Annotated in this window: 12 protein-coding genes; 6 read left to right on the top strand and 6 right to left on the bottom strand. The window is 58.7% G+C overall.

The annotated features are described in order from the left end of the window. Positions 1–136: 136 nt before the first annotated feature. From ACLEJU_RS09115 to ACLEJU_RS09140, 6 genes are read left to right on the top strand one after another with little or no spacing between them, the layout of a single operon-like run. Positions 137–1,942, top strand: a complete 1,806-nt coding sequence (locus ACLEJU_RS09115) for a hypothetical protein (protein WP_435423411.1) — start codon at positions 137–139, stop codon at positions 1,940–1,942. A 27-nt stretch (positions 1,943–1,969) separates the two neighbouring features. Beyond that, positions 1,970–4,429 carry a hypothetical protein gene (locus ACLEJU_RS09120; RefSeq protein ID WP_435423412.1) on the top strand — a complete coding sequence of 820 codons (2,460 nt, stop codon included), beginning with the start codon at positions 1,970–1,972 and terminating at the stop codon, positions 4,427–4,429. Positions 4,430–4,488: 59 nt separating this feature from the next. Continuing rightward, a complete protein-coding gene (locus tag ACLEJU_RS09125; protein ID WP_435423413.1) occupies positions 4,489–6,918 on the top strand; it encodes a hypothetical protein in 2,430 nt (809 codons plus the stop codon). Between the two features lie 4 nt (positions 6,919–6,922). Continuing rightward, positions 6,923–9,814 carry a hypothetical protein gene (locus ACLEJU_RS09130; protein ID WP_435423414.1) on the top strand — a complete coding sequence of 964 codons (2,892 nt, stop codon included), beginning with the start codon at positions 6,923–6,925 and terminating at the stop codon, positions 9,812–9,814. Further along, the gene (locus ACLEJU_RS09135) at positions 9,811–10,341 is read left to right on the top strand and encodes a hypothetical protein (RefSeq protein WP_435423415.1); all 531 of its coding nucleotides are present in this window, start codon (positions 9,811–9,813) and stop codon (positions 10,339–10,341) included. Before ACLEJU_RS09130 ends, ACLEJU_RS09135 begins: the two co-directional genes overlap by 4 nt. Continuing rightward, complete coding sequence (locus tag ACLEJU_RS09140; protein WP_435423416.1) at positions 10,338–14,138, top strand: RHS repeat domain-containing protein; 3,801 nt, start codon at positions 10,338–10,340, stop codon at positions 14,136–14,138. Before ACLEJU_RS09135 ends, ACLEJU_RS09140 begins: the two co-directional genes overlap by 4 nt. A gap of 46 nt (positions 14,139–14,184) precedes the next feature. Here the strand turns inward: ACLEJU_RS09140 and ACLEJU_RS09145 are convergent, their stop codons facing one another. The 6 genes from ACLEJU_RS09145 to ACLEJU_RS09170 form a co-directional block, all read right to left on the bottom strand. Further along, on the bottom strand, positions 14,185–15,270 hold the full coding sequence (locus tag ACLEJU_RS09145; RefSeq protein ID WP_435423417.1) for a fimbrial protein: 1,086 nt from the start codon (positions 15,268–15,270) through the stop codon (positions 14,185–14,187). Positions 15,271–15,327: 57 nt separating this feature from the next. Then, entirely contained in the window at positions 15,328–17,823 is a 2,496-nt protein-coding gene (locus ACLEJU_RS09150; RefSeq protein ID WP_435423418.1) for a fimbria/pilus outer membrane usher protein, read from the bottom strand. 31 nt (positions 17,824–17,854) lie between these two features. Beyond that, the gene (locus tag ACLEJU_RS09155; protein ID WP_435423419.1) at positions 17,855–18,610 is read right to left on the bottom strand and encodes a fimbrial biogenesis chaperone; all 756 of its coding nucleotides are present in this window, start codon (positions 18,608–18,610) and stop codon (positions 17,855–17,857) included. Between the two features lie 93 nt (positions 18,611–18,703). Further along, positions 18,704–19,249 carry a fimbrial protein gene (locus tag ACLEJU_RS09160; protein ID WP_435423420.1) on the bottom strand — a complete coding sequence of 182 codons (546 nt, stop codon included), beginning with the start codon at positions 19,247–19,249 and terminating at the stop codon, positions 18,704–18,706. 447 nt (positions 19,250–19,696) lie between these two features. Then, entirely contained in the window at positions 19,697–20,107 is a 411-nt protein-coding gene (locus ACLEJU_RS09165) for a PA2817 family protein (RefSeq protein ID WP_435423421.1), read from the bottom strand. 68 nt (positions 20,108–20,175) lie between these two features. Further along, positions 20,176–22,623 carry an acyl-CoA dehydrogenase gene (locus ACLEJU_RS09170; protein ID WP_435423422.1) on the bottom strand — a complete coding sequence of 816 codons (2,448 nt, stop codon included), beginning with the start codon at positions 22,621–22,623 and terminating at the stop codon, positions 20,176–20,178. Positions 22,624–22,715 lie beyond the last annotated feature (92 nt).

The raw sequence follows: 22,715 nt of genomic DNA on the forward strand, positions 1-22,715 counted from the left end.
GCTGCGACATGGGACGACAGTAGATGAAGTTGCGTGGGCTGGCACCTAGCAGTTTTGCCAGGTGTCGATTGGCAGGGCGGGTGTTATATCTAGCTCAACTTGCCAATTGGCCGTGGTTTGCAACGGAGACGCAATAATGGAAATGCCAGAGGTCCAGCACCTTGATGAACGGAGCAACTCAGTCAACTTGGATAAACTAGGCGTGGATCCCCTGTCGACCTGGATCAACTACCCCGGTATCGCTCTGGGGCAATACGTACATGTCAACTGGCGGGGGCGCAGGGCAGACCATACGGTCGATGATATTTTAGGTATTCGCCAAATCATTAAGCTGGATCCTGACAAGGGCTGGGAGTTTCAAGTATCAAACCCGCGGATCATGGACTTGCGCGGAGGGCAAGTCTTTTACTCTTACATGCAAGTAACGCTAACAGGCGACCCGCTGAGCGAGGAGTCCAAGCGTCGGGCCTTCTATGTCCACCGGCCGGACGATGGCCACTGGTCATTGGCTGTTGCTCATCTTCAGGACGCCCACGATGGGGTAATCGATGTCAGTGAGCTGAACACTGAAGGCGTGCTGTTGGCAACAGCGCCTTATGCGGCGATGAGCAAAGGTGACGAGATTACTCTGACCTGGACGCCCTTCTATAGCGAGTCTGCAGAAGGCACGCCGGTTCAGCAGAACCGTGTGGTCGAGGAACGTGACATCGGCCAGCCACTGTTGTGGCATCTGGAATATGGTGATGTATACAACTATCTGTATGGTTACGGGTTGTTGCAATACTCCATAAAGTTCGCCAATGGCGCTTCCATTCAATCACCGGTGCAGCGCTTCGATATCGTTTGGCCTGAACCTACCGACCCGCCACTTGCGCCACTGTTGCGGGCACCCCGCATTGAAGGGTTTACGGGGGGCGCCCTTGACCCCGATGACGATGCCTATAAGGACGGGGTGTGGTTGGAACTGGAAGTTGACCCGAACTTGCAGGTGCGCGACTCATTGATGCTCTACGCAGTGGGCCCTCAAGTGACATTGCGAGGTGTGCGCGCAGATGTGAGCTCACTGGACGGCGGGCGGATTGCCGTGCTGTTGGACCGCGCGTGGCTGCAGAGTGACGAGAACCGCGGCAAGCAGGTCGCTTTCAGCTATGAATTTGCGCGGCAAGGTGTGCAGAAGCGCTCTGAGGTGCTCACTGCGATATTGCAACGCAAGCTGCACCTTCCCTTGCCGGTGATTACACATGCATCGCAAGAGTCCGGTGACGAATCTCACCAGGGCACGGTCCACCCACGCAATTTGAAAAATGGTGCAGAAGTACGAATTCCACCGGATGCAGAACTCGCCGAGGGAGAGCTGCCGCCGCCGCAGGTCAACATGCACTGGGCGGGACACGGCAGTACGGGGGGCGCGATTGTGCCACAGCCTGTTTCTGGCGACCGGCGCTTGTTCAAGGTGCCGCGATCGGCAATAGCTGCCAACCTGGGTAGGCGGCTTGAAGTGTATTACACGCTCACGCGCTCCGGTGAGACGCCTCGGGAGTCGGAAAAGTTCGACCTGCGGGTGGCCGATTTCGATACTGGAAACTACCCCACTATTCAGGTTGGAGGGGTCGAGAATCGGCAATTGCCGGTGGGCCAAGTACCAAAGGAAGGCGCTAGGTGCACGTTGGATAGTTGGAGTTTCATGGCAGAAGGGCAGTTACTTGGCATCGAGGCATTGGGCTCGGCGAAACCCGGTAAGCCCGCCACGCATGTTCTACGTCCGCGTACGGCCGAAGTGACTGAAGAAGAATATTACGAGGGTATTGAAGCACGGCTTCCCAAAGAGTTTCTCGAAGGCCTCGATTTGCCCAGTACGCTGAGGCTGACAGCATCTGCCAGTTTCGATGAAGGCGAGACTTGGCGGGACTTTCGCACTGTCGATATCGAACTGATTAAATGAAAACATAATGTGATTCAGAGGTGACGTATGTCGAATAATTCGAAGTCCGCGTTGCTGGAGTGGTTCAAGTCCGGTGATCGAATGCTGAACTGCGGTTCGATTTTTGCCATTGACAAGAACAAGGCCAACGCCTTGCTGACTCAGGAATACATCAGGCGATTTCGCACCGATTCTTACCTGGCCCCGGTCAATGGCGAAACGGCTGCGGATAACGGTTATAAAGTTTATATGCAGAACTTTATTCTGGATCACCCGCGCTTGTCATTTGATAACGCCGAAATCACCAGCTCACGCGCCAGCTTGCGCATGAAGATCGTTGGCGGCAATCAGGTGGGCTTGAAGCAGGTCGGCGCCCATTGGTATCCCCAGCGCATTGATCGGATCGAACCCCTCGTGGGACCGGAGTTGCGCCTGCGGCTTGAACTTAGCGACGCGCCAGTCGATGTGCAAGAGGATGGCAACGTGGCCATCGATTTGAGTAATAGTGATGATTTCGTGGTGACCTTCTCGAATTCCCGACGTATGCGGGAATTGGGAGGTGATTTTTTCAAGGAATTGTTCAGGGCTTTGCCCTCGTGGAAACGCAGCTGGTCACTGGGGCGTATCGAGCATGGTGATGATGAACTGCTTCGGCCCGATTGGTTCCGACTGTTCACTCAGCGCAATCCTGCAGTCGAGCTTTCACCGATGGAAGATGGTGATGAGGATATTGACGGCGCGATTCTGGGATTGATCAAAATGGTTGCGAGCGGTGTGAACCCGGCAACACCAGGGCCGGAATACCGCTACTTGATCCCTGATGACAGTGACGGCTTTTCGGCGAGTGTTATTTTTGAGCGCGCGCGCGTCGCGCTTGCGACCGTGATTAGAAACCTACCGCGTCACATTTTCATCGATATGGAGTTCAAGATTGAGCGGACACCAGGCGGTGGGCTGTCGGCAATTGCAACAGCGGGGCAGCTGGCCGTCCAAGACGATACCTTGACAGACAGTTTCAAAAGCGAAAGCGCTAAAGGACACGTTCACTGTACAATTAAAACTCGTACGATTGCAGATGCGCTGCCCCTTGCGGGCAAGTTGAAAATTAATGTGCTGGCAGATTCCGTCGAACTGGACCTGTCGCTTGAGGATGTTGAAGTCTTCTCACACGTGCATGACTACGAAGAGCTCAGCTACTCGCCGCGTAAATGGGTAAATCCAGTCCTTCTCGAGGGCCTATGGAAGTGTGTAATGAATTTTAAGGTCCGCGGCGAATGGCAGGTGAAGGATGTTTCAGGCGCCACGTTGGAATTGTCCAGTTTTAGCGCAGACATAATAAGGGTTGGGGAAGGTCAGCGGCTCTTTCCATGGGAGCTTGATTCATGGAGCGCGTGGTTTGGTATAGAACATTTCGCATTCACTATGCGTGCCGCCATTGTTGGCGCTGCCTTTACAGTAAACAGGACAGCCTTTGTGCCGCTCAGGGCCGAACTCGCCAAAGACCTTTCGGCCAACTGGCGTACGGATGAGGTGGTCGAGAAAACCATCAAGCTCAATTTCGGCGGCGCAATATTGAACCGCGAACAGCACATGCCCCGTGACATCGTGTGTTTCGGCCATGTTGACCCACGCTCGACCACGTTCAACGTGACACCGCTTGAAAAAATCCTGGTCCAGGGAGACAAGTTGCAGCTTGCGTGCGTTCCTGCGCAACCCGGTGTGAAGTGGTCGGCCGAGTCGGTTGAGGGGACGACGGACGATGCGGGCCATTTTGACCAGCATACCCACGGTTTGTATCTGGCGCCGGGCAGCTCCGGAATCAAGGGTGAGTTCACTCGCGTTCGGGTTACCGCCACTGATCCGGTCACCGGGTTTTACAGTTCTGCCCTGCTCACCGTGGTCAAGCACGCCCTCCAGGTCAGCCCTTTGCTGGAGGTGTGTCAAGCGGGTGACGAGGGGGTCAGCCTGAAGGCAGACCACGTAGCGGGTGGTGAACTGCAGTGGCGCATACTGGGCTCACAACCCTTTGGCCAGTTGGCTCATACGACGGGCAAGGTCAACACCTATCGACCTGGCGCGAACGTGGCAGGCAAAAGGTTCGTGGTCGAGGAGGTAGAGGTCAGCAACAGGCTGACCGATGAGCGTCGAACGCTGTGTATCGTCACCCAGATGACTGGAGACCGCCCCGCCGACGTGCTGGTGGACAAGCGCGATGACAGGTTGGGCAGAGTCTGGCTATCGATCGCTGGGGGGGGGAAGGTCGGTATCAGTGAGCTGACCGTCGTGCATGGCCCGGGCCGGATCGACTCTGACCAGGCCGGCAAACCTTATTACCAGGCAGCTGCCGAGAGCTCCGCACATTTCTGCGTCGTCCGCGCCTTCTGGGAGCCCCTGCCGGGGTTCGACTTCATTTTCGAGGGTTTCATCGTGCTGCCACTCCCGATTGGTGCGCACGTCAACGCTTATCAGGCCCTCGAACAGTCTGCACAACGCGTACTGCGCCGCTAACGGTGCAGCATTCACGTGCACGAGTGCAGTCCAGCACATCAATGGAACAGGGCTAAATCATGGCTACCAATTATCTGTCGGTCATCACGGCTTGGATGAAGCAGCAAACAAGCCATTTGAACTGGGACCTCACAATTGCCACACGTCCCGAGCAACTGAACCACCTGGTCGAGCAGGCCCACTACAGCCTGGAAGATAGCGTCCGGGACGATATCGAAGGCGAGATCGCCCTACCGGGTTTTGGCGTCATTCATATCCTGACTGGCTACCGCATGGGGCCGCCATTACTGGTGGCCATGCAGGCAGCGCATGGCTCGGCAAAGGTCCAGCAGCGTATCGGCCTGGACGGTGGTACTCACCTGATCGTGGACAAGGTAGACGGCCTGCTCGGTCTGGCGGTGCATGATGTGCTGGACCCTTTGCCGGTGTCGCAGGCATTGGTGCTTGGCACCGATGCCCAGGGCGTCAGGGCCGACCTGCGCGAGGGCACTGATACCGAACTCGATCTGGGCGGCGGGCTACCCTTGCGCCTGGCCGCCGGGCGCTTCTTCAAGGATGTGCTCAGCGGGGTGGGCAGTGCCCGGCAAGTCTATCCGTTGGTGACGTTCGGGCCGCTGCCCAGCAACCCTTATCTTCAGGTGCGCCGCAGTGCAGTGCGCACCTATGTCAGCAAAGCCAACGGCAATCCCGCGCTAGTCATATTCTCAGGCGTATTCAACGGGCCGACGGGCAACATCCCTGACGGGGACTCCGGGTTCCCCTTCCTGCTCCCTGACGACCTGGAGCAACCGGTCAGCACCAGTGTGTTGCTGACTTCGCGCTTCCTGCATCGGGCCGCCTACGGAGTCGGCCTTGAGCATATGCTTGAAGATGGGGCGTTCGAGGCCTCGCACGACACCGACAACAACCTGCAACGCCTGGATGCCAAGGCTGGCCTGCTGCGTGTGCACCCGAGCACATACGAAGGCGACAGTCATGAATTCAAATGTGATGAGTTCAACATTGCCGTGGCCGGCGCGCCGCTTGCTGCCGATACCAACCAGCGTATCGACAGCCAGCATGGCCAGGGATGTTGCTGCTGCACGTCAGCCCTGGGCAATGTTCAGGGCCAGGAATCTCAGGCCGATTTTCAATCGCCCCTGAGCATCTCGTTCGAGCGTGATGAAGTGCGTCAGCACTGGAAGTCCTATTGCACCGTGCCTCTGAGCTACAGACCCAAATCGGGCGGAGCCTGGCTGATGTACACGGCGACCTTCCAGTTCGACCTGCAAACCCTGTTCAATCTGAATGAGCCGACATCATCCGAGGAAAGCGCTGGCGGCATGCTGCTCGGGCAAGTGATGTGGCCATGGCAACAGACGGCCGAAGTGACCCCCGTCAGCGGCCTGCCGAACGATATGCCAGCCGAGCTGCGCGATGAGACCTGCGCGTTTGTCGTATACGTGCTCAAGCAGGCGGTGCTGGAAGGCCTGGCCAAAAAGTTGACTGCATTTATTCCTGAGCAAGTGCTGGACGGCATGACGTTGGCAGGGTGGCACCACCTCGCGCCTTTCCGGCACGAAGTGCCCGATGGCATCGCCATGTTTGCCGACCACGGCGGCGTTGCAGGTTTTCGTGTCGTCGATCCGCCCCTGACCCTGGCCCCTGCGCAGCGGCACACCTTTACCATCGATCCGCCGCTGGAAGAGGTGACATGGTCGTTGCGGGCGCTCCCTGGCAGCGTCGGCGACCTTGGCCGGCTCGACCCCGCTACCGGTGACTATCGGGCTCCTCCAGCGCATGCCATGGGCGACGATCCGATGCGTGCCATGGTCGTCGCCACTCACTCCCAGACCGGTTCGCAGAGCACCACGCTGGTCACCGTGGTGCCCTCTGCAATGACGGTCAACCCACTGGTTCGGGTGTGCTACGTCGATGACAGTTTTCCCCTGACGGCCGGCACGCTGGACGGAGGCCTGGAGTGGTCGGTGGCAGATGCAGACGGCGACGGGCGCGGTTCGGTAGTGCCTGATGCGGGTGGCAAGCGTTGCACCTATAGCACAGGTGCCAAGGTGGAAGGCAACCAGACCTATGTGCTCGACGAAGTCAGGGTGCGCAATACGCTGACAGACGAGACGCGCTCGATCTACGTGCTGGTGCGCCAGCGCGGCCCGGAAATGACGGTGACGCTTACCCAGCAGCAAGACGGCAAGTGGCACTTGCAGGGGCGCGCCTACGGTACTGACCTGAAGGGTGTGGAGTGGACGCTGCCGATAGCGGGTACCGGCACGATCGATGGCGAAAACAACGACTGCTACACCCCGCCCTCTGAGGATTCCGAAGCACGCTTCACCCTGATCATCGGCAAATGGGTACTACCCGATACCGAGTTCATTTTTGAAGGCCACCTGCTGCTGCAGCTGTCTTTGTCCCAGCATTTCTCAGCCATGCGGCGCGCTGCCAACCCGGCCGGCCTGCGCGTGGCCCCTGCACCATCGATTGGAGGTTGATGCCATGGCCAATTCATTGGAAGAACTGCTTGAAAAAATGCGTCAAGGTTCGGTGACGCTGGGCTGGGGCGCAGTCGCAGCTTACAGCCGCCCCCAGCTCAATCGCTTGCTGGAGCAGCAGTACCTGCATCGCCTCGCGGAGAACAACTTTCTTCCGCCGTTCAGCGACATACTGAAACGCACGGCCCTGGGCCAGACAGTCTCGGTGACAGGGCTCGAGTTCGGTACACCTTTGTTGTCATTCAGCAGCGCCTCTGTCAGCAACTCCAAAGCTACGCTGACCATGAATATCATCGGCGGCACGCTGACCTTCAACGGGCAACTGCTGCGCAGCTACGTGATCACCGAAGCGCAGGGGCACACGCTGTCGATGGAGGTCGACCTGGAAACCGTTCGCGGTGAGGTCGCCCCTTATGGTCGGGTCGCGCTGAACCTGGCCAAGGGAGCAAAATTCACCAGCGATCTCTTTGATGACGAAGACAAGGACTATCTTCACCAGCAGCTGGACAAGGCACTGGGAGCCTGGCTAGGCGGCATGCCGGCGCGCTGCGTGATGTTTGAGTTGGGCACGGTGGACTTCGCCGGTTATGACGAACTCACCCCTACCAACTTCATTCTGCGCACCCAGGCGGCCCCCGGTGCGCGTATCAGAAGCGCGGCCAATTACGGTGATGGCGCAGTGTTGGTGTTCATGCGCTTGCGTGGCAACGCGAGTGATGGCGAACAACCCGATGAAACGTACCCCTTTCTGCTCCCCGATGGCGACTATTCGGCCACGCTGGTGCTGAACAAGGACCTGTTGGACTATGCCTCCGAAGAAGGCGTCGAGCTTCTCGCCACCCTGCTGTTTCCGGAGCTCAATGCCTTCGTCAAGAAGGAAGACCACAAGCCGCTGGATCGGGCCCTTTTCGGCAATATCAGTCCGTTGCTCATGAGCTTGAAGGTAAAGCCTACCATGGGTACGGTCGTACCGGCTGGCAAAACTCAGCAGTTCTCGCTGCACGATGGTGATGACAAGGTGCTGACAGCCAGCGCCTGGTCAGCGCTCAACCCACAAAGCCATGACGATAAAGGGCATGGCACGATCAACGCCAATGGCCTTTACACTGCCCCTGCTGAGCATGAGGTGGGGGGTGATGTGCTGAACGTCATCATTACCGCGGAATACAAGAAAGGTAGCGATACCTACAAGGCCGCTGCACGCTTGCTGGTGACATCGGCGCAGGTACTGCCGATGCCCGTTGTCGGCGGCTATCAGCCCACACAGAGTGCAAGAGGGATAGATGTGTGGAACGCGGGCAATGATCCGATCAGGTTCAACTTGCTGGGCCAGCGGTTGGGCGAGCTGGCGTATTTGGGCGGCGGGCGATCAAGGTTCGTGCCTGGTAAACAAGCCCAACGACGTGTCCTGAGCGTGCAGGAACTGGAAGCCGAAGGAGCGGAGAGGAACCGAACTGCGCTGGTCCTGGTTCACAACCAGCCACTGGTGGCGCTCGACCCACCCTTCGTGCCGAAACACGCCTTCGGTGGTACAACCCAACTGCGCGAAGTGAACCGCATCATGCCCAATGAACAGCGGCGCTGGCGAATGTTGTCAGGCCCCGGAGGCGTCACCCAGTCGGGACAGTTCACTGCCTCTACACAACGCATCCAGCAACCCAATGTGGTGGCCTGCGAAGTGGTACGCAATGGTGTGGTGTTCGCATCAGGCTATAGCGTGCTGAAAGAAACACCTGTGCAGCCACTGAGCAGTTGGGTAGATCTCCAGAGCTTCTCCATCACGGTAGGTAAGAGCGCCGAGGGCGTGCGTGGAGCAGTCGCCTCTAGTGGCTTTCAGCAACTGGAAATCGAGGTCACCGTGGTAACCTTGCAAGCGAATGGCCATGACTACAAGTTGAGCCCGGCAGAAATGGCCACGATCACGCTTTTCGATCGCGCGGGGCAGAAGGTTGCCAGCCTGTGCGACAACGAGGAAGGGGTCGGCTCGGTGTATGGCAATGTCTGGCGCACCAGCCTGACGAAGAACCGTTTCATACTGGCCAATGAAAGCACCCTGCAACCTGCCACGGCGCGTGGTGAGGAGGACCGGACCATACGCCAGACGATATACCTGCACCGTCGCGGCGTATCCGGGTCGCAAGTGTTTCACGCCGGTTTCCAGGACGCGGGTGGCACCTGGCACTACTCCAATGACACTCCTCATCGCAACGGCACCATCGAAGTTAAGGTACTGACACCGGAGCCGTTCAAGTCCAGCGATTATACGTTGATTCGCAAGCGTGTTGATGGTGGTGGCGGTGACTTGGGTAGGGATGATCCGGAAGCTGACGATTTCGACTTGCACCCGGTCACTGAAGATTACTGGTTGTTGGACTACCAAAAGGGAACGTTCTACACGGCGGATTTCGTCGGGGCCGACGCCAATGCTGCTGGCGGCTATGCAAATAACTCGATAGCGCGTTGGGAAAGCACCTACCACAACGAGCGTTTCCATAGTTACACAGGGTGGATTTTCCAGAATCACGGCGAACCGGAGCCTCGTGCTGTTTCCTTCGATAAATTAATCAAGGATGTCGTGGGTTCGGAAGATTACCAACGCCCTGTGCGCTCGCAATATGAAGCAGGGCTGTTGGTGATCGCCAACTACCGGAATATGAATCGCTATCTGGGAGACGTTGACGTTGACGGGTCGACCGTTTTGTCCAAGCTGTCAAAGCCGTTACGCGTGCAGTTGCGTGATGCGCAGGGCCATCTCCACGTGGTTCAACTCGATTATCTGCCTTCGACCACGATCGGTGATCGAAACGTATTGGTGCACAGTGTGCCTTCACGGCCAGCAGCCGGCGACGACTCGATCATTCGCCTGGTCAACTTTAATGCAGGGGAATCGGTATGAAAACAAAAACGGTTTATGTGCTCATGGTTTGTTTTCTTTCGAGTTGCAGCGGCGCTTGGGCGGACCAGAAAAGTTCTCCGCAGCAGGACCTGGGTAAGATCGAGTTTGCGCAAAAGATGGATGGCGACCAGCAGCCCGGTGGTAGGCAATGTACGATCATGGTACAGAGCCAAGGCCAGAAGGATAATAAAATGAAAGATACCGCGTGTAAAAACGATGTTGTGACCTTCTTCAGGTTTGTCGATGTCGCGTCCACGACAGAGGTGCAGTTATCATCTGAGTCGAAGTGTTGGGGCGAAGACTGGACGTTCAATGTGCAGGCGATCAAGAATCCCACCACCACGAAATGGATAGATATTCGAACGTTCAGCGGCAAGCCAAAAGGTACAATTATTCAGCCCGGCCTAATGCTAGTTTACAGCCGTCACGACTGGGGGAATATTGAAGGCAAGCTGAGTTGCGCTTCTGTCTACGCGCCAGGATATATGGAACGCTTCAAGACAGTCCCTGAGGGAAGTCGACCATGAGCGCATCTACCGCTGTGCACTCCAATGCTTTCAATTACGCAGACTATATCGACACCGGTGTCGACTCACGGACCGGTCAATATACCGTATCCATCAGATTACCCGCATTGAAGGGCAACGACCTTCAGGGCCCGGACTTTGGCCTGGCGTTGTTCTACAGCCCCTTGAATAGCGATGATTCCGGTTACGGTAAAGGCTGGAATCTGCAACTGACGCAAGTGCGCAATAACGTAGTAACGCTGAGCAGTGGTGAGTCTTACAGGGTTACCGGTACTTCTTCGTCCACCGGGCGCCTGGAAATGCGCGAGCAGAAGCTGCGGCGCTTCGATCTGTACCCGGAACCTGCAGGGCCCGACGGTGCCGAGCGTTTCCGCGTGGAACATGGCTCCGGCCTGGTCGAGGTGCTGAAGACGATGGGCTCGGGCGCCGGCCAGGTTGCCTTGCCCGTCGAGCTGCATTCGCCGCTTGGCCACGTGTTGTACCTGGATTACACGCCTTTCCAGAACGGTCACATGTTATTGAGCGAGGTGTGGGACGAATGTGAAACTCTGCTGACGTTGCAGCGTGTGGGTAGCCGCGTCCAGATCCTGTGTTATCCCTTTGGCGGCGGCGGCGGCGAGCCGCTGGCGCGCTACGGCATGACCTTGAGCGGCAGCGACAACCGGGTCAGCGAGATTATCCTGCCCACGGCCAATCAGGCGCGTTGGCGCTTCACCTATCGGGATGTGCGTGGGCACCTGTGCCTGAGCGAGATGCGCACGCCATTTGGTGGGCTCGAGCGCATTATCCACGATGACGCCGGGCACGAATTTCCGTCGAGCGCCAACCGTGCCAACCTGCCCCGAGTCACCCGTCACGAATCGCTGCCAGGTTTTGGCCAGCCTGCCAGCGTGGTGCGCTACGAGTACCCCGGTACGCGCAATTTCATCGGTGGTGGCAGCGCTATTCCTTGGTCCGATGAGGGGTTGGACAACCTTTATCAGGTAGAGAAGGGGTATACCTACCAGACCGTGGAGCAGCATGAACAGAAGGGTAAGGTCGTGCGTACGATCACGCACACGTTCAACCGTTTTCATCTGCTGACCGTTCAGGAAACCGTCAAGGGAGACAAACGGTTGGAGGTGATCAACGTCTACGGTGAGGTGGACGGCTCTTTCGATCAGCAGCCGCCATACTTCCAGTTGCCCCACCAGGAAACCCAGCGTTGGTCGAGGGTCAGCGACGCCTCCAGGCAACGCGAAGAAACACAGCTGACAACCTACGATACGCACGGCAACGTTTTGACTCGCACTCTGCCGAACAAAGTACTGGAGACCAGTGTCTGGTACCAGGCCGCAGAAGAAGGCGACCCGCACGGTTTCGTGCGCAACCTGAAATCCAGGGAGATAAAGCCTGCAGCTACAGGGGCGGGCAGTGCGCCTACCTTGATCCATCAATACCGATACAGGGAATTGGCGCCACTGGGCAGCTATTTGAAGAAAGCATGGCGGTTGCTCGAGACAGAGACGCTGAGCGACCTCGGCGCAGAATCTGACGAATTCCACGAGAAAATCGCCAGTGTCTATTTCGACGCCCCTGCCGAGCCCATGAGCTATGGTCGAGTCCAGCGGAGGACGCTGAGTTACCCGAGCGAGGAGCTGGACAAGACCCTCGACACCACGACGAGGTTTGCTTACAGCGTGCCCAAGGACATCCGTGCCCTGCAGACCGTGGAAACGCTGGTGGGCTTTGACGGTGAAACCAAGATCATTACCTTGCAGCATGACCTTGAAACGGGTGAGCCGTTGCTCAATCGGGACGACAATGATGTCGAAATTCGCTATGAATACGATGCTTTGCGCCGGGTGACCCGTGAAATCGTGGCGCCAGGCAAGCCCATCGAGGCGAACCGTCGATACAAGTACTTCCTTTGCGCTTATGACAATGAGCAGGCACAGCAGTGGGCCTACGACGTCAAACAGGTAGAGACCCATACCTTGTTCGACGGCCTCAGGCGCCCGGTGTTCGAAGAGCGCGAAGACCACGACAGCGCCACGTTTGCCGGTGCATCACGGCCGATTTATCGCGCGCAGTACGACGAACTGGGCCAGTTGACCGAGGAAACCGAGATCGATTGGCTGGGTAATCGCTTGCTCGAATTGACCAGCACCTACGACTACGACGACTGGGGTCAGCAGTACAGCGTCACGCTGCCCCACGGTGTGACCGAGGTCGAGGAAATCGACCAGGTGGCAAGCAAGGATGGGCCGGTGCACCGTACCTGGCGAGAAGTGGCGGGTGTGCGCTGCAGCGGTATTACCGAAACCTGGCAAAACCTGTTTGAAAAACCGTCGCGGATCGAGCGTTTTGCCCTGGATGGCAAGACTGTGGTCAGTTTGCAGATCAATGAATATGACGGCCTAGGTCGCCTCAGTACCGAAAAACGGGGGAGCGGTACTGGCCAGCGCATCGATGAATATCGCTATGATGTTTTTGACCGTATTCTGGAGCATCACCTGCCGGATCGTGTCAACAAGGTTTATCGTACGTACGCCCTGCACAGTCGCAACGACCTGCCTGACAGCATCAAGGTAGGTAATTCCGAAACTAACGCGCTTCTGCTTGGGCTGCAGGAATTCGATGGCCTTGAGCGGCGTATCAGCGCGACCACAGGTGGGCGCCGGCAGGAGTTCAAGTATGCGCCAGGCGAACGGCAACCGCGTTGGGTGACAGCGCCTGATGGCGAGCTGATCGAGTATCAGTATGACCCTGCACTGGGTGAAGAACCGGTAAGGCGAGTGCTGGCCAGCAATACCGCCCAATTCGACTACGACCCTAAAAACGCCAGGCTGTTGCATTGCGAAGAGTGCGGTGACGGGGAGGCTCCTCACTATCTGATGGACCGAGACTACTTCCTCGGCAATGGTGAGGTCAGGAATGAGACGCGGACCGTGGAGGGCGAGCCGTTCTCCATGACCTACGACTACAGCTACCGCAGTCGCCTGCTCGGCTACCGGGATGTGCTGGACCAGATGCAAACCTATGAGTATGACGATTTTGGCCGCCTGAAGAAGACTGAGCTGAGCGAGCCAGTGGCTACGAACTCCCGTTACCGAATGCGTCGTGAGCCACCTGAGGCGCAAGTGCTGCTGAGGTCGACGTTCGAGTATGACGAACAGGGGCGCATGGAGTCCTATACCACCCAGGATGTCGTCACCGGGCAGGTGCTGATCACTTGCTTTGAATACGACGAATTCGACAGGGAGGTACTCCGTACCTTCGATTTTGGCGACACGCTGCAAACCCTGGAGCAGGATTACGACGAGTTCGATTGCCTGAAATATCGAACCCTGAAACAGCGCGCCAGGGACGCTGACCCAAGCGATGCCGAACTGCTGCGTCATGAAACATACCAGTACGATCGGCGTGGTCGGCTGCAGGTGTACACTTGCGAGGGCCCCGAGGCGCCCGTCGATCCTTCTGGCCAAGTCATTGCCCGGCAGACATTCGGCTTCGATGCGGTGGACAACATCATCTCGGTCATCACCCAGAGCCCAGGAGGGACCCCACAGCGGACTCGCTACGAGTTCACCAATCCTGACGACCCGGCGCAACTGACCAGGATCCTTCCACCTGCCCCGCAAGCGCCAATCGAACTGTTTTACGACCTGAATGGCAATTTGACCAGGGATGAGCAAGGCCGAGTTCTGGCCTATGATTCACTCAACCGCCTGCTGCGGGTCGACACCCCCGAGGGTGAACACTGCCTCTACCATTACGACCCCGAGAACGTCCTGTCCGGGACCTCGCCTGCCTGAGGGTACACGCTGAAGCAAGGCCGACGTCATGGCCGGCCTTGTTCTGCTAGCGGTAGCGAATGGTAAAGTTCAGGGCCCCTTTGGCAAGGCCGGCACCCACTGCGTTGCTCGCCTCGAGCTGATAGAAGCGGGCTTCGAAGTCCAAGGGTACCTCGCCCTTCTTCAAGGGCTTCAGTTCGTGCTCCGTGCCCAGTTGCATCGGCTTCCCATCGTAGAGCATCTGGATGCCCACACCGCGTGCATCGGAGTCGTCGGTCAGGCTGAACACGTGTTCTCCCGCGGGGCCTACTGGTTTTGAACCATTGATGCCATGAAGCTCGATGGTGGCCAACGTCTCATTGTCCGGGTCGCTATCAACCACGCAATTGCTCAAGCGAATCTGGAAAGGCTTCGCGGTCGTGGTGAAGCCCGGGCCGGTGAAGTCTTTGGTGTTCCACTCGCCGAGATCCACCGGTAAGGCGCTGGTTGCAGCGAGCACATCGCACTGGGTCTGGATGATCGATGCCCGCAGTCTGAATTCAAGTACCTTGCCCAGGCCGGTGTCCACCTGGCCAGTGATCAGTGGGTCGTCCATCATATGGACCCCAGGCGACAAATCGCCCGTCTTGACCAAGGTGAGAGTGTGGTTAAAAAAGTGCATCTCAACGGGGGCTAACCTCACTTCCTCGTACCAGGACTTGAACGGCACATACGCTGAAGGTTCCGGGTTGAATTGGTCGGTCCCGCCCAGAAACGGAAGCCCCATCATTATGATTGCGCCGACGCCGGGAATGCTGGTGTTCAGGACATGCGCATCCGAAAGGTGGCTGTCAACAGTGGCTATGGGGGGGTGAACGCCGAAAGTAGCTAGCATGTCGAAGTTGATTCGCTTGCCCTTGGGATCACAGGTAAGAACCAAATTGTTGCTGTCACGGATAGACGTTGACCCGAAAGTGGCGATCGTTCTGCCGATCAGCGCATCGCGCGGAACGTAGAGGGTGCCCAAGTCCCGTTCATATTGCATGATCCCGGCGCTGCGCAGGGGGTCGAACCGGCACCGCCCGTCTCGGTCGGACGTTGCCATGGCCTGAGCTGCTGGCAAGACCAGCGCCATCAGCAAGGCTAGGCGCAGGTTTTTCTTGATGTCTTTCATGGCTTTCCTGAAGCGCGTGGGGGCAGCCACTTGCGAGGCTGACGTGCGATTGGTTTGCTAGATACAGGTGAGGGTCTGCAGGCGATAGCCGTCGACCAGCGGGGCGGCCAGCGGGTCGACGTGCAGTTGGCAACTGGCCTCGGGCTGGTCGCCCCAACTCACCAGCAGGGGGGGCTCCACATTTGGGCTGGTGAGCATGACCACGCCGGCTTGCCCCACCATGCCGAGCGGCTCCCCGTCTTTGCCCAGTACCTGGGCACCAAAGGGCAGCGGCTGGCCGCCAGCGTCGTGCACGGTCAGCACCAGGCGCGAGACGCGGCTGGCCTCGAAACGTCGCTTCACCACGGCACCTCGGCGTGGCACCACTTGTGCGACGCCATTGTCGATTTCCACATCAGGGTCAAGGCGGTCGGTTTGCAGCACTATCGTGTTGGCCCTGTAAGGTTGCAGGTAGGGCAGCAGCGCATAGCCGTGAGCATCGGTGCGGGTGCCGATCGCGTTCCGCAGGCCGACATCGGCCACACCGGGAACTTCGATCAAGGCTGAGGTATCACCCAGGTAGCGACCGAATGCCAGGCCATCAGCGTGCAGCAATACAGCGCCACTGGCATTCAACGAGAGGCTGCGGTAGGCGTCGCCCTCGGTATAACCACCACTCAAGCTTGCATAGGGCGCCTGGTGGCCAAGGGACAGGGCCGCTGTTTTACGGTCGTTCTCATCACGGCTCAGGCTGGCGCTGTAGCTCAGCGCGTGTTCGGTGTCGCTGCCGCTCAGCGTTGCGCGCTGGCTGTGGCCTCTGGCGTTGTGCTGCAGGCCGAAAGAGGTATTGATTGGGCGGCCCAAATGCAGCGGCATGGACACGCTGAGGCCGAACTGGCGATCGCTGCCGTAGCGGTCGGCCAATGATTGCGAGGCGAACAGGCTGTAACTGACCCCGCGGTGATGGGTGTTGAAATTGAACTGATATTGCCGCTGGGTAGCACTGCGCTGCCAGTAGTCCTGTTGTGACAAGGTAAGGGTCATCGAACTGCTCCTGCCCAGGCTCTGGTGCACCGATGCCTCTAGCCGACTACGACGGCCGCCGCTGAACTTTGCGTCATTGCCGCGCTGGCGCACCGCCTCATCGAAGTCACGGTAGCCTTGCGTCGAATAGCGGTAGCCTGCAAAGCGCAGGTTGGTCTGGGTAGTGAAAGCTTTACCGTACTTCAACGCGTAGCTCGTACCCTGCACATCCTGCTCATGGGTGTTGTCCATGGCGGTGAATGCCTGGGTAACGTCGAAGGCCAGCGCACCAAAGTTGCCGAGGTCCTTGCTCAGGCCCAGGTTGCCGGCGCGGTAGAACTCACTTGCCATCAGCCCGCCGTAAAGGGTGGTATTCCACTGAGTACCGAGTGCCAGTGTGCCTTGCCAGAGCAGGGGGGTGTCGAATTGAGCCGAAGGCTTGTAGCGCCCCAGGGTGGCACTGTAACGCCAGACCCCCGGCCGCATCAGGCTGTTGATGGTCGAGTATGGCTGGATGAACCGCCGTACCTGGCCATCGGCCTCGGTCAGGACGACCTCCAGTTCGCCACTGCCTGCTGTACTGAGATCGTCGATGGCGTAGGGGCCGGCGCTGACATATGTCGAATAGATCGGATAGCCATTCTGCCAAACCTCGACCTTTGCCCGGCTTTGCGCAACCCCACGAATGACCGGTGCGTAACCGCGCTGGTTGTCGGCCAGCATGCTCATGTCAGACGCCACCCGCACGCCCGCGATCGGCACTGAACGAAACACGTCGCTGTCGGTGAAGGTTTCGCCAAGTGTCACATTGGCGCGGGTGCCCGGTATATCCCGTTGGGCGAAAGTCTGCACCCGGGTCCATTCACGTCCACCCTGGCTGTCATGGCGCCAGGACTGTGTGCTGCGCAGGCGCCACTCGCCCAGGTTGACGCCGGTGTTCAGGTACAGGTCGTCACTGTTGAAACGGCCTGAGTAGCGGTTGTGGCCTTGCAGGCTCGACGCTTGATAGCTGATGAATGCCGCGTTGATACCGCTTTCCCAGCGAGACGGGTCGAGCTGACCGGCGCTGTCTCGGCGCATGGCGATCTGGGGTATGGAAATGGCCAGGTGCAGCTCCCCCGGGTAAAAGACGACTTGCGCGCCCGGCACCACTGCCTCGAGGTCCAGGCAGGCTCTGCTCTGATCATCCGGGTTGGCCAGCGCTTCCAGGCGCAGGCCCCATTCACCCAGCAGGCTTGCGGCAAGGCAAGGTAGCAGTTCGCCCTCCGGGTTCGGCTGGAAGTCGAGTTCATGTTGACCAACGGGTTCGAGGTTGACCTGCACGCTGACGCGGTAAAGGCCAGGCGTCAGTGCCTGGTCGCTGGTGAGCTTGCTCAGGGACCAGGCGCCAACGTCAACGGGCTGGCCCGGTACCTGGCGCAAAAAGCCGCTTTGAAACGCCGAGTCTGCTTGTGCGCACGGCAGTGCGACCAAGGCCGAACTGCCCAGCAGGCGCAACAGTGCGCTGCGCTGGCTGTGCAAAATGCACCAGCGTAGTGAGGGGAGGAACATGATGATGTCCTTTGTTACTGCGAGGCCGGCCCTATTTGGGCAAATGAATGGGTGAAGTCAGTGGAGTGGTGTATCCGCCGTAGTCATTGATAACGGAAAATTCGGCGCGCAAGCCGGCGGTTCGGGTAATACCGTCAACGGGGTAGTCCTGAGCGGCGAAGGGGGCCAGCATGGCGGTGTTCCTTAGTTTTTGTTGCTGCCCTGAGCCAAGTACGCTCAGGCGAATGAAGGTGACATGGAACGGTGAGGGGTTATCAACCCGCAAATGGGGTTTGCCGTCCTTGTCAATCAATGAAAACTTCAGCGATTTCAATTGGCTGGTGGACGTCCCTTTCAGTTGCTGCGGTCGGTAGAACATCTTGATGCGGGTTCGCATCGCAATGTTGAGGGTATTGCCGGGCGCGTCGCTGGCTTCGGGTACTTCCTGAACATTGAGGAAAAATAGCGATTCGCGATCATCTGGCAGTGTGCGGGGGAGTCCATTGATCTGCATAAGCTGTTCTTTGCCGGGTAGCAATTTGAACAACTGCGGCGCTGGCAGAAACGGTACGGCGGTCGTATTGTCATCGGCACTTGTGTTGATCCACGCCTGCACCGCATACGTTTGCTTGCTAGGGTTGCGCACGACTACCGTTGTATTGCGCTTGTCACTGTGGAACACCAGCCGGGTATTGTTCAGCGCCAACGCCGCCTGGGCACTGGTAATGGGCAAGGTGTACAGCAATATGGCCATGCAGGCGCCCATGATCGGGCGCAGGCGTGCCGCCGCTGGAAATAAGCCGGGCATGAAGAAGGTTCCTTTCGGACCCAGACGTCAAGGACGCCTGGGTAATGCGATGAAGCGAAGTTACACGCCAAGCCAGGCCGAGCGCGCTCTATATCAGATGATATCGACGGTGAAACTCACGGTGGCAGAGGCTGCGCCAGCGGTCACAGTAGCCGCAGTCGAGCGATAGTAGGCGTCAAATGGCAGGCGCGTTTCACCGGTGTTGTTCAAATCAAACGCGTCAGTGGCACTACCGGGTTTGACCCCTTTATTGTTTTTATCACGCAGCGAAATGGCCACGCCTTTTGCGCCGTCACTACCGCCCGTCACTGCGAAGTATTCACCGCTTGGATCTGCCGTACCCGTGAAGGTGACGGTAGCGCTATTGTCACTAAGGCCGCATGCGCCGCCATCGCGAACTACCAGTTCGAAGCGTTTTCCAACATATTCTTCACCCACATTCTTGAATTGACTGGATGGCAAGTCACCCATGCGCACAGTGCTGCCTACACTGCCGTCACCAGGATTGACGATTTCAATCGGGCAACCGTCTGCTGTAATGCGGCCCTCGAAATCCAGGGTGCCGGAATTGGCAAAAGCCGAAGTGCCTGCAGTGAGAGTAAGGAGGCCGAGCGAAAGTGCCACGACAGATTGTTTCATGGTTCGATAATTCCTAAGTTTGTGAGGGGTGGAATGTTGCTGAAGACATGTCAGCGGTGGTGTGTTGGGCAACACCACGGCTGTGCTTCGGCGTCGATTCTAATAATGGCTATTGGTGTGTTTCAATGGGAATTTGAACCATTTATTTATTATTTTTTTATGTATAGGTGGTGTGATTATTTGTTGTTGTATTTTCTGTTTGTGGCTGGGGATAAATACCGGTCTTGCATTGATTGCTGTGGGTGCAATAAGGGTTTTCGGAATTATAGTGGGGAGCGATGCCGCTACAGAACAAGTTAGAAATGCAAACTAAGGGAGGTAAACGAGGGAAGGTGGCGGGCGGGCGCTGGCAGAGCAGTTGCGAGGTGGCGACGCGTCAGATTCAGTACTGAGGTTGAAAGGTGCAGACGCCTCGCCGCTGCATGATCGAGGCGTCGGACATGGACGTCAGTGTGAACTGTCGCGGCCACTGAAACTCAGCAGTTGTTTTTCCTGGTTCCAGTCAAAAGGTTCATCTGCCTGTTCGGCCTCATAGCGACGCTCCTCCAGTTGCTGGTAAAGCGCCAGTTCTTCGTCCGGCATGAAGTGCAGGCAGTCGCCGGCAAAAAACCACAACAGGTCGCGTGGCACCAGGTGGGCAATCTGCGGGTAGCGCTGGATCACCTGGCAGATCAGGTCCTGGCCCAGGTACTGGCTTTGCAGCGGATCCTGCGGCAACAGCGTCAGCAGTTCGTCGAAGCGTTCGAGGAACAGGGCGTGGCTTTCTTCCGGCACCTGTTCTGCTTCACCCAGCGCTACCAGGATGGTACGCAGGTGCTGGAGCAGTTGCAGGTGATATTCCAGGTGTGGGGTGGCCATGGAATGGGTCCTCGGTATGGCTGAAACGGGGGGCGGAGTATACGCCGCGCCCCATTGCTCGCGAAGGGTCAGCGTACCTTGCCGGGTTCCGGCTGCAACTGGGCCTTGTCGAAGGCATCGACATCGATCACCTTGCGACGTGCCTGTTCGGCTTGATGCAGGCGCTGGCCTTCGCCCGGTTGCAGTACGCCGCTCTCGATGGCCGCGTCGATGGCGGACTGGCCAGGTGCAGGCTGAAGTTTTCCTTCCTTGATGGCCTGGTGCAATGCCTTGCCTGATGGCGCCACCTCGTCGAGCAGATCGCTGGCCTTCTGCAGGGCGGCCACCGGGTCATCCTCCCCCTGCGGGCGGTAGCAGCCCGCCAGCAGCTCCTCCAGCGCGGGGTCGCCCTTGCGCCGGCCAATCAGCTCGGCCACTTCAGCGTCCAGTTCATCACTGGTGCCGGTATGGCGACGGCCGAAGGGGAACACCAGCACCCGTAATGCAAAGCCGATGAAGCGGTTGGGGAAGTTGTCGAGCAGGCGGTCCAGCGCATGCTCCGCCTGGCCCAGGCTTTCTTCCATGGCCCAGCGCAGCAGTGGTTGCAGGTGTTCAGGGGAGCCCTGGTCGTGGTAGCGCTTGAGGGCAGCGCTGGAGAGGTACAGGTAGCTCAACACATCACCCAGACGGGCACTGAGGCGTTCGCGGCGCTTGAGTGCACCGCCCAGCAGCATCATCGACAGGTCGGCCATCATCGCAAAGGCGGCCGCCTGGCGGTTGAGCGCCCGGAAGTAACCTTGGCTCAAGGCATCACCAGGCACGTGCTCCAGGCGACCCAGGCCCAGGTTCAGCACCAGCGTGCTGGCTGCGTTGCCAGCGGCGAACATGATGTGCTTCATCAGCAGCTCGTCAAACTCTCGCAACGCCTGCTCACGGTCTTCGCGGCCGGCCAGGGCCATTTCCTTGAGCACGAACGGGTGGCAGCGGATGGCACCCTGCCCAAAGATCATCAGGTTGCGCGAGAGAATGTTGGCCCCTTCGACGGTGATGAAGATCGGCGCCCCTTGCCAATTGCGCCCCAGGTAGTTGTTCGGGCCCATGATGATCGCCTTGCCGCCATGCACATCCATGGCGTGCTGGATGCATTCGCGGCCGCGTTCGGTCAGGTGGTACTTGAGGATTGCCGATAGCACCGAGGGTTTTTCGCCCAGGTCCACAGCTTTGGCCGTGAGCAGGCGGGCGCTGTCCATCAGCCAGGCGTTGCCACCGATGCGTGCGAGGGATTCCTGAATGCCCTCGAAGGCCGCCAGGGGCACATTGAACTGTTCGCGGATGTTGGCGTACTGGCCGGTGACCAGGCTGGTGTACTTGGCGGCGCCGGTACCGACCGCAGGCAAGGAGATCGAGCGGCCCACCGACAGGCAGTTCATCAGCATCATCCAGCCCTTGCCGAGCATGGCTTGGCCGCCGATGAGGAAGTCCAGCGGCACGAACACGTCCTTGCCGCTGTTGGGGCCGTTCATGAACGCCGCGCCCAGCGGCAGGTGGCGTTTGCCGATCTCCACGCCGGGTGTGTCGGTGGGGATCAGCGCCAGGCTGATGCCCAGTTCTTCCTGCTCGCCCAGCAGGTGGTCGGGATCGTAGGCCTTGAACGCCAGGCCCAGCAGCGTGGCCACCGGGCCCAGGGTGATATAGCGCTTCTGCCAGTTCAGGCGCAGGCCGATGACTTCTTCGCCATCCCATTGGCCTTTGCAGATGACCCCGGTGTCGGGCATGGCGCCAGCGTCGGAACCGGCCAGTGGGCCAGTCAGGGCGAAACAGGGGATTTCGTCGCCACGGGCCAGGCGCGGCAGGTAGTGATCGCGCTGTTCGTCGGTGCCGTAATGCAGCAGCAACTCTGCCGGGCCGAGTGAGTTCGGCACCATTACCGTGGACGCCAGGTCGCCGCTGCGGGTGGCCAGTTTCATCGCCACCTGGGAATGGGCGTGGGCGGAGAAGCCTCTGCCGCCGTATTCCTTGGGGATGATCAGGGCGAAGAAACCGTGCTGCTTGATGTGCGCCCAGGCTTCAGCAGGCAGGTCGAGGTCCTGGCCAATCTGCCAGTCGCTGACCATGGCGCACAGTTCCTCGGTCGGGCCATCGATGAAGGCCTGTTCTTCTTCTGTCAGCTTCGGCGCCGGGTAGCTGAGGAGGGTGGGCCAGTCCGGGCGGCCGCTGAACAGCTCGCCGTCCCACCACACCGTCCCGGCGTCGATGGCTTCGCGCTCGGTCTGCGACATCGGCGGCAGGGTGCGCTGGAACCATCTGAACACCGGGCCGCTGAATACCTTGCGGCGCCAGTCCGGCAGCGCCACCAGGGCAGTCTTGAGGGCCAGCACGATCCAGAACAACGCCAGCAGCCAGCCGGGAGCGCTGCTGAAAATGCCCATCAGCAGCACGTAGGTTGCGATGATTCCGAGAATCTGCAAAGGCGCAAGACGCCGATGCGTGAGGTACGCCGCGCCGATCACCAGCACCACCAACCACAACAGCAACATAATCGGTCCTCCTTGGAACCAAGGGCTTGAGCCGTCCCAGACAGCTTAGACGCAACGCTGTGAACGGCTGGGTCAGAACAGTGACAGGGTGT

Origin of the sequence: Pseudomonas sp. SMN11 (assembly GCF_052041945.1) — a bacterium.
Taxonomy (GTDB): domain Bacteria; phylum Pseudomonadota; class Gammaproteobacteria; order Pseudomonadales; family Pseudomonadaceae; genus Aquipseudomonas.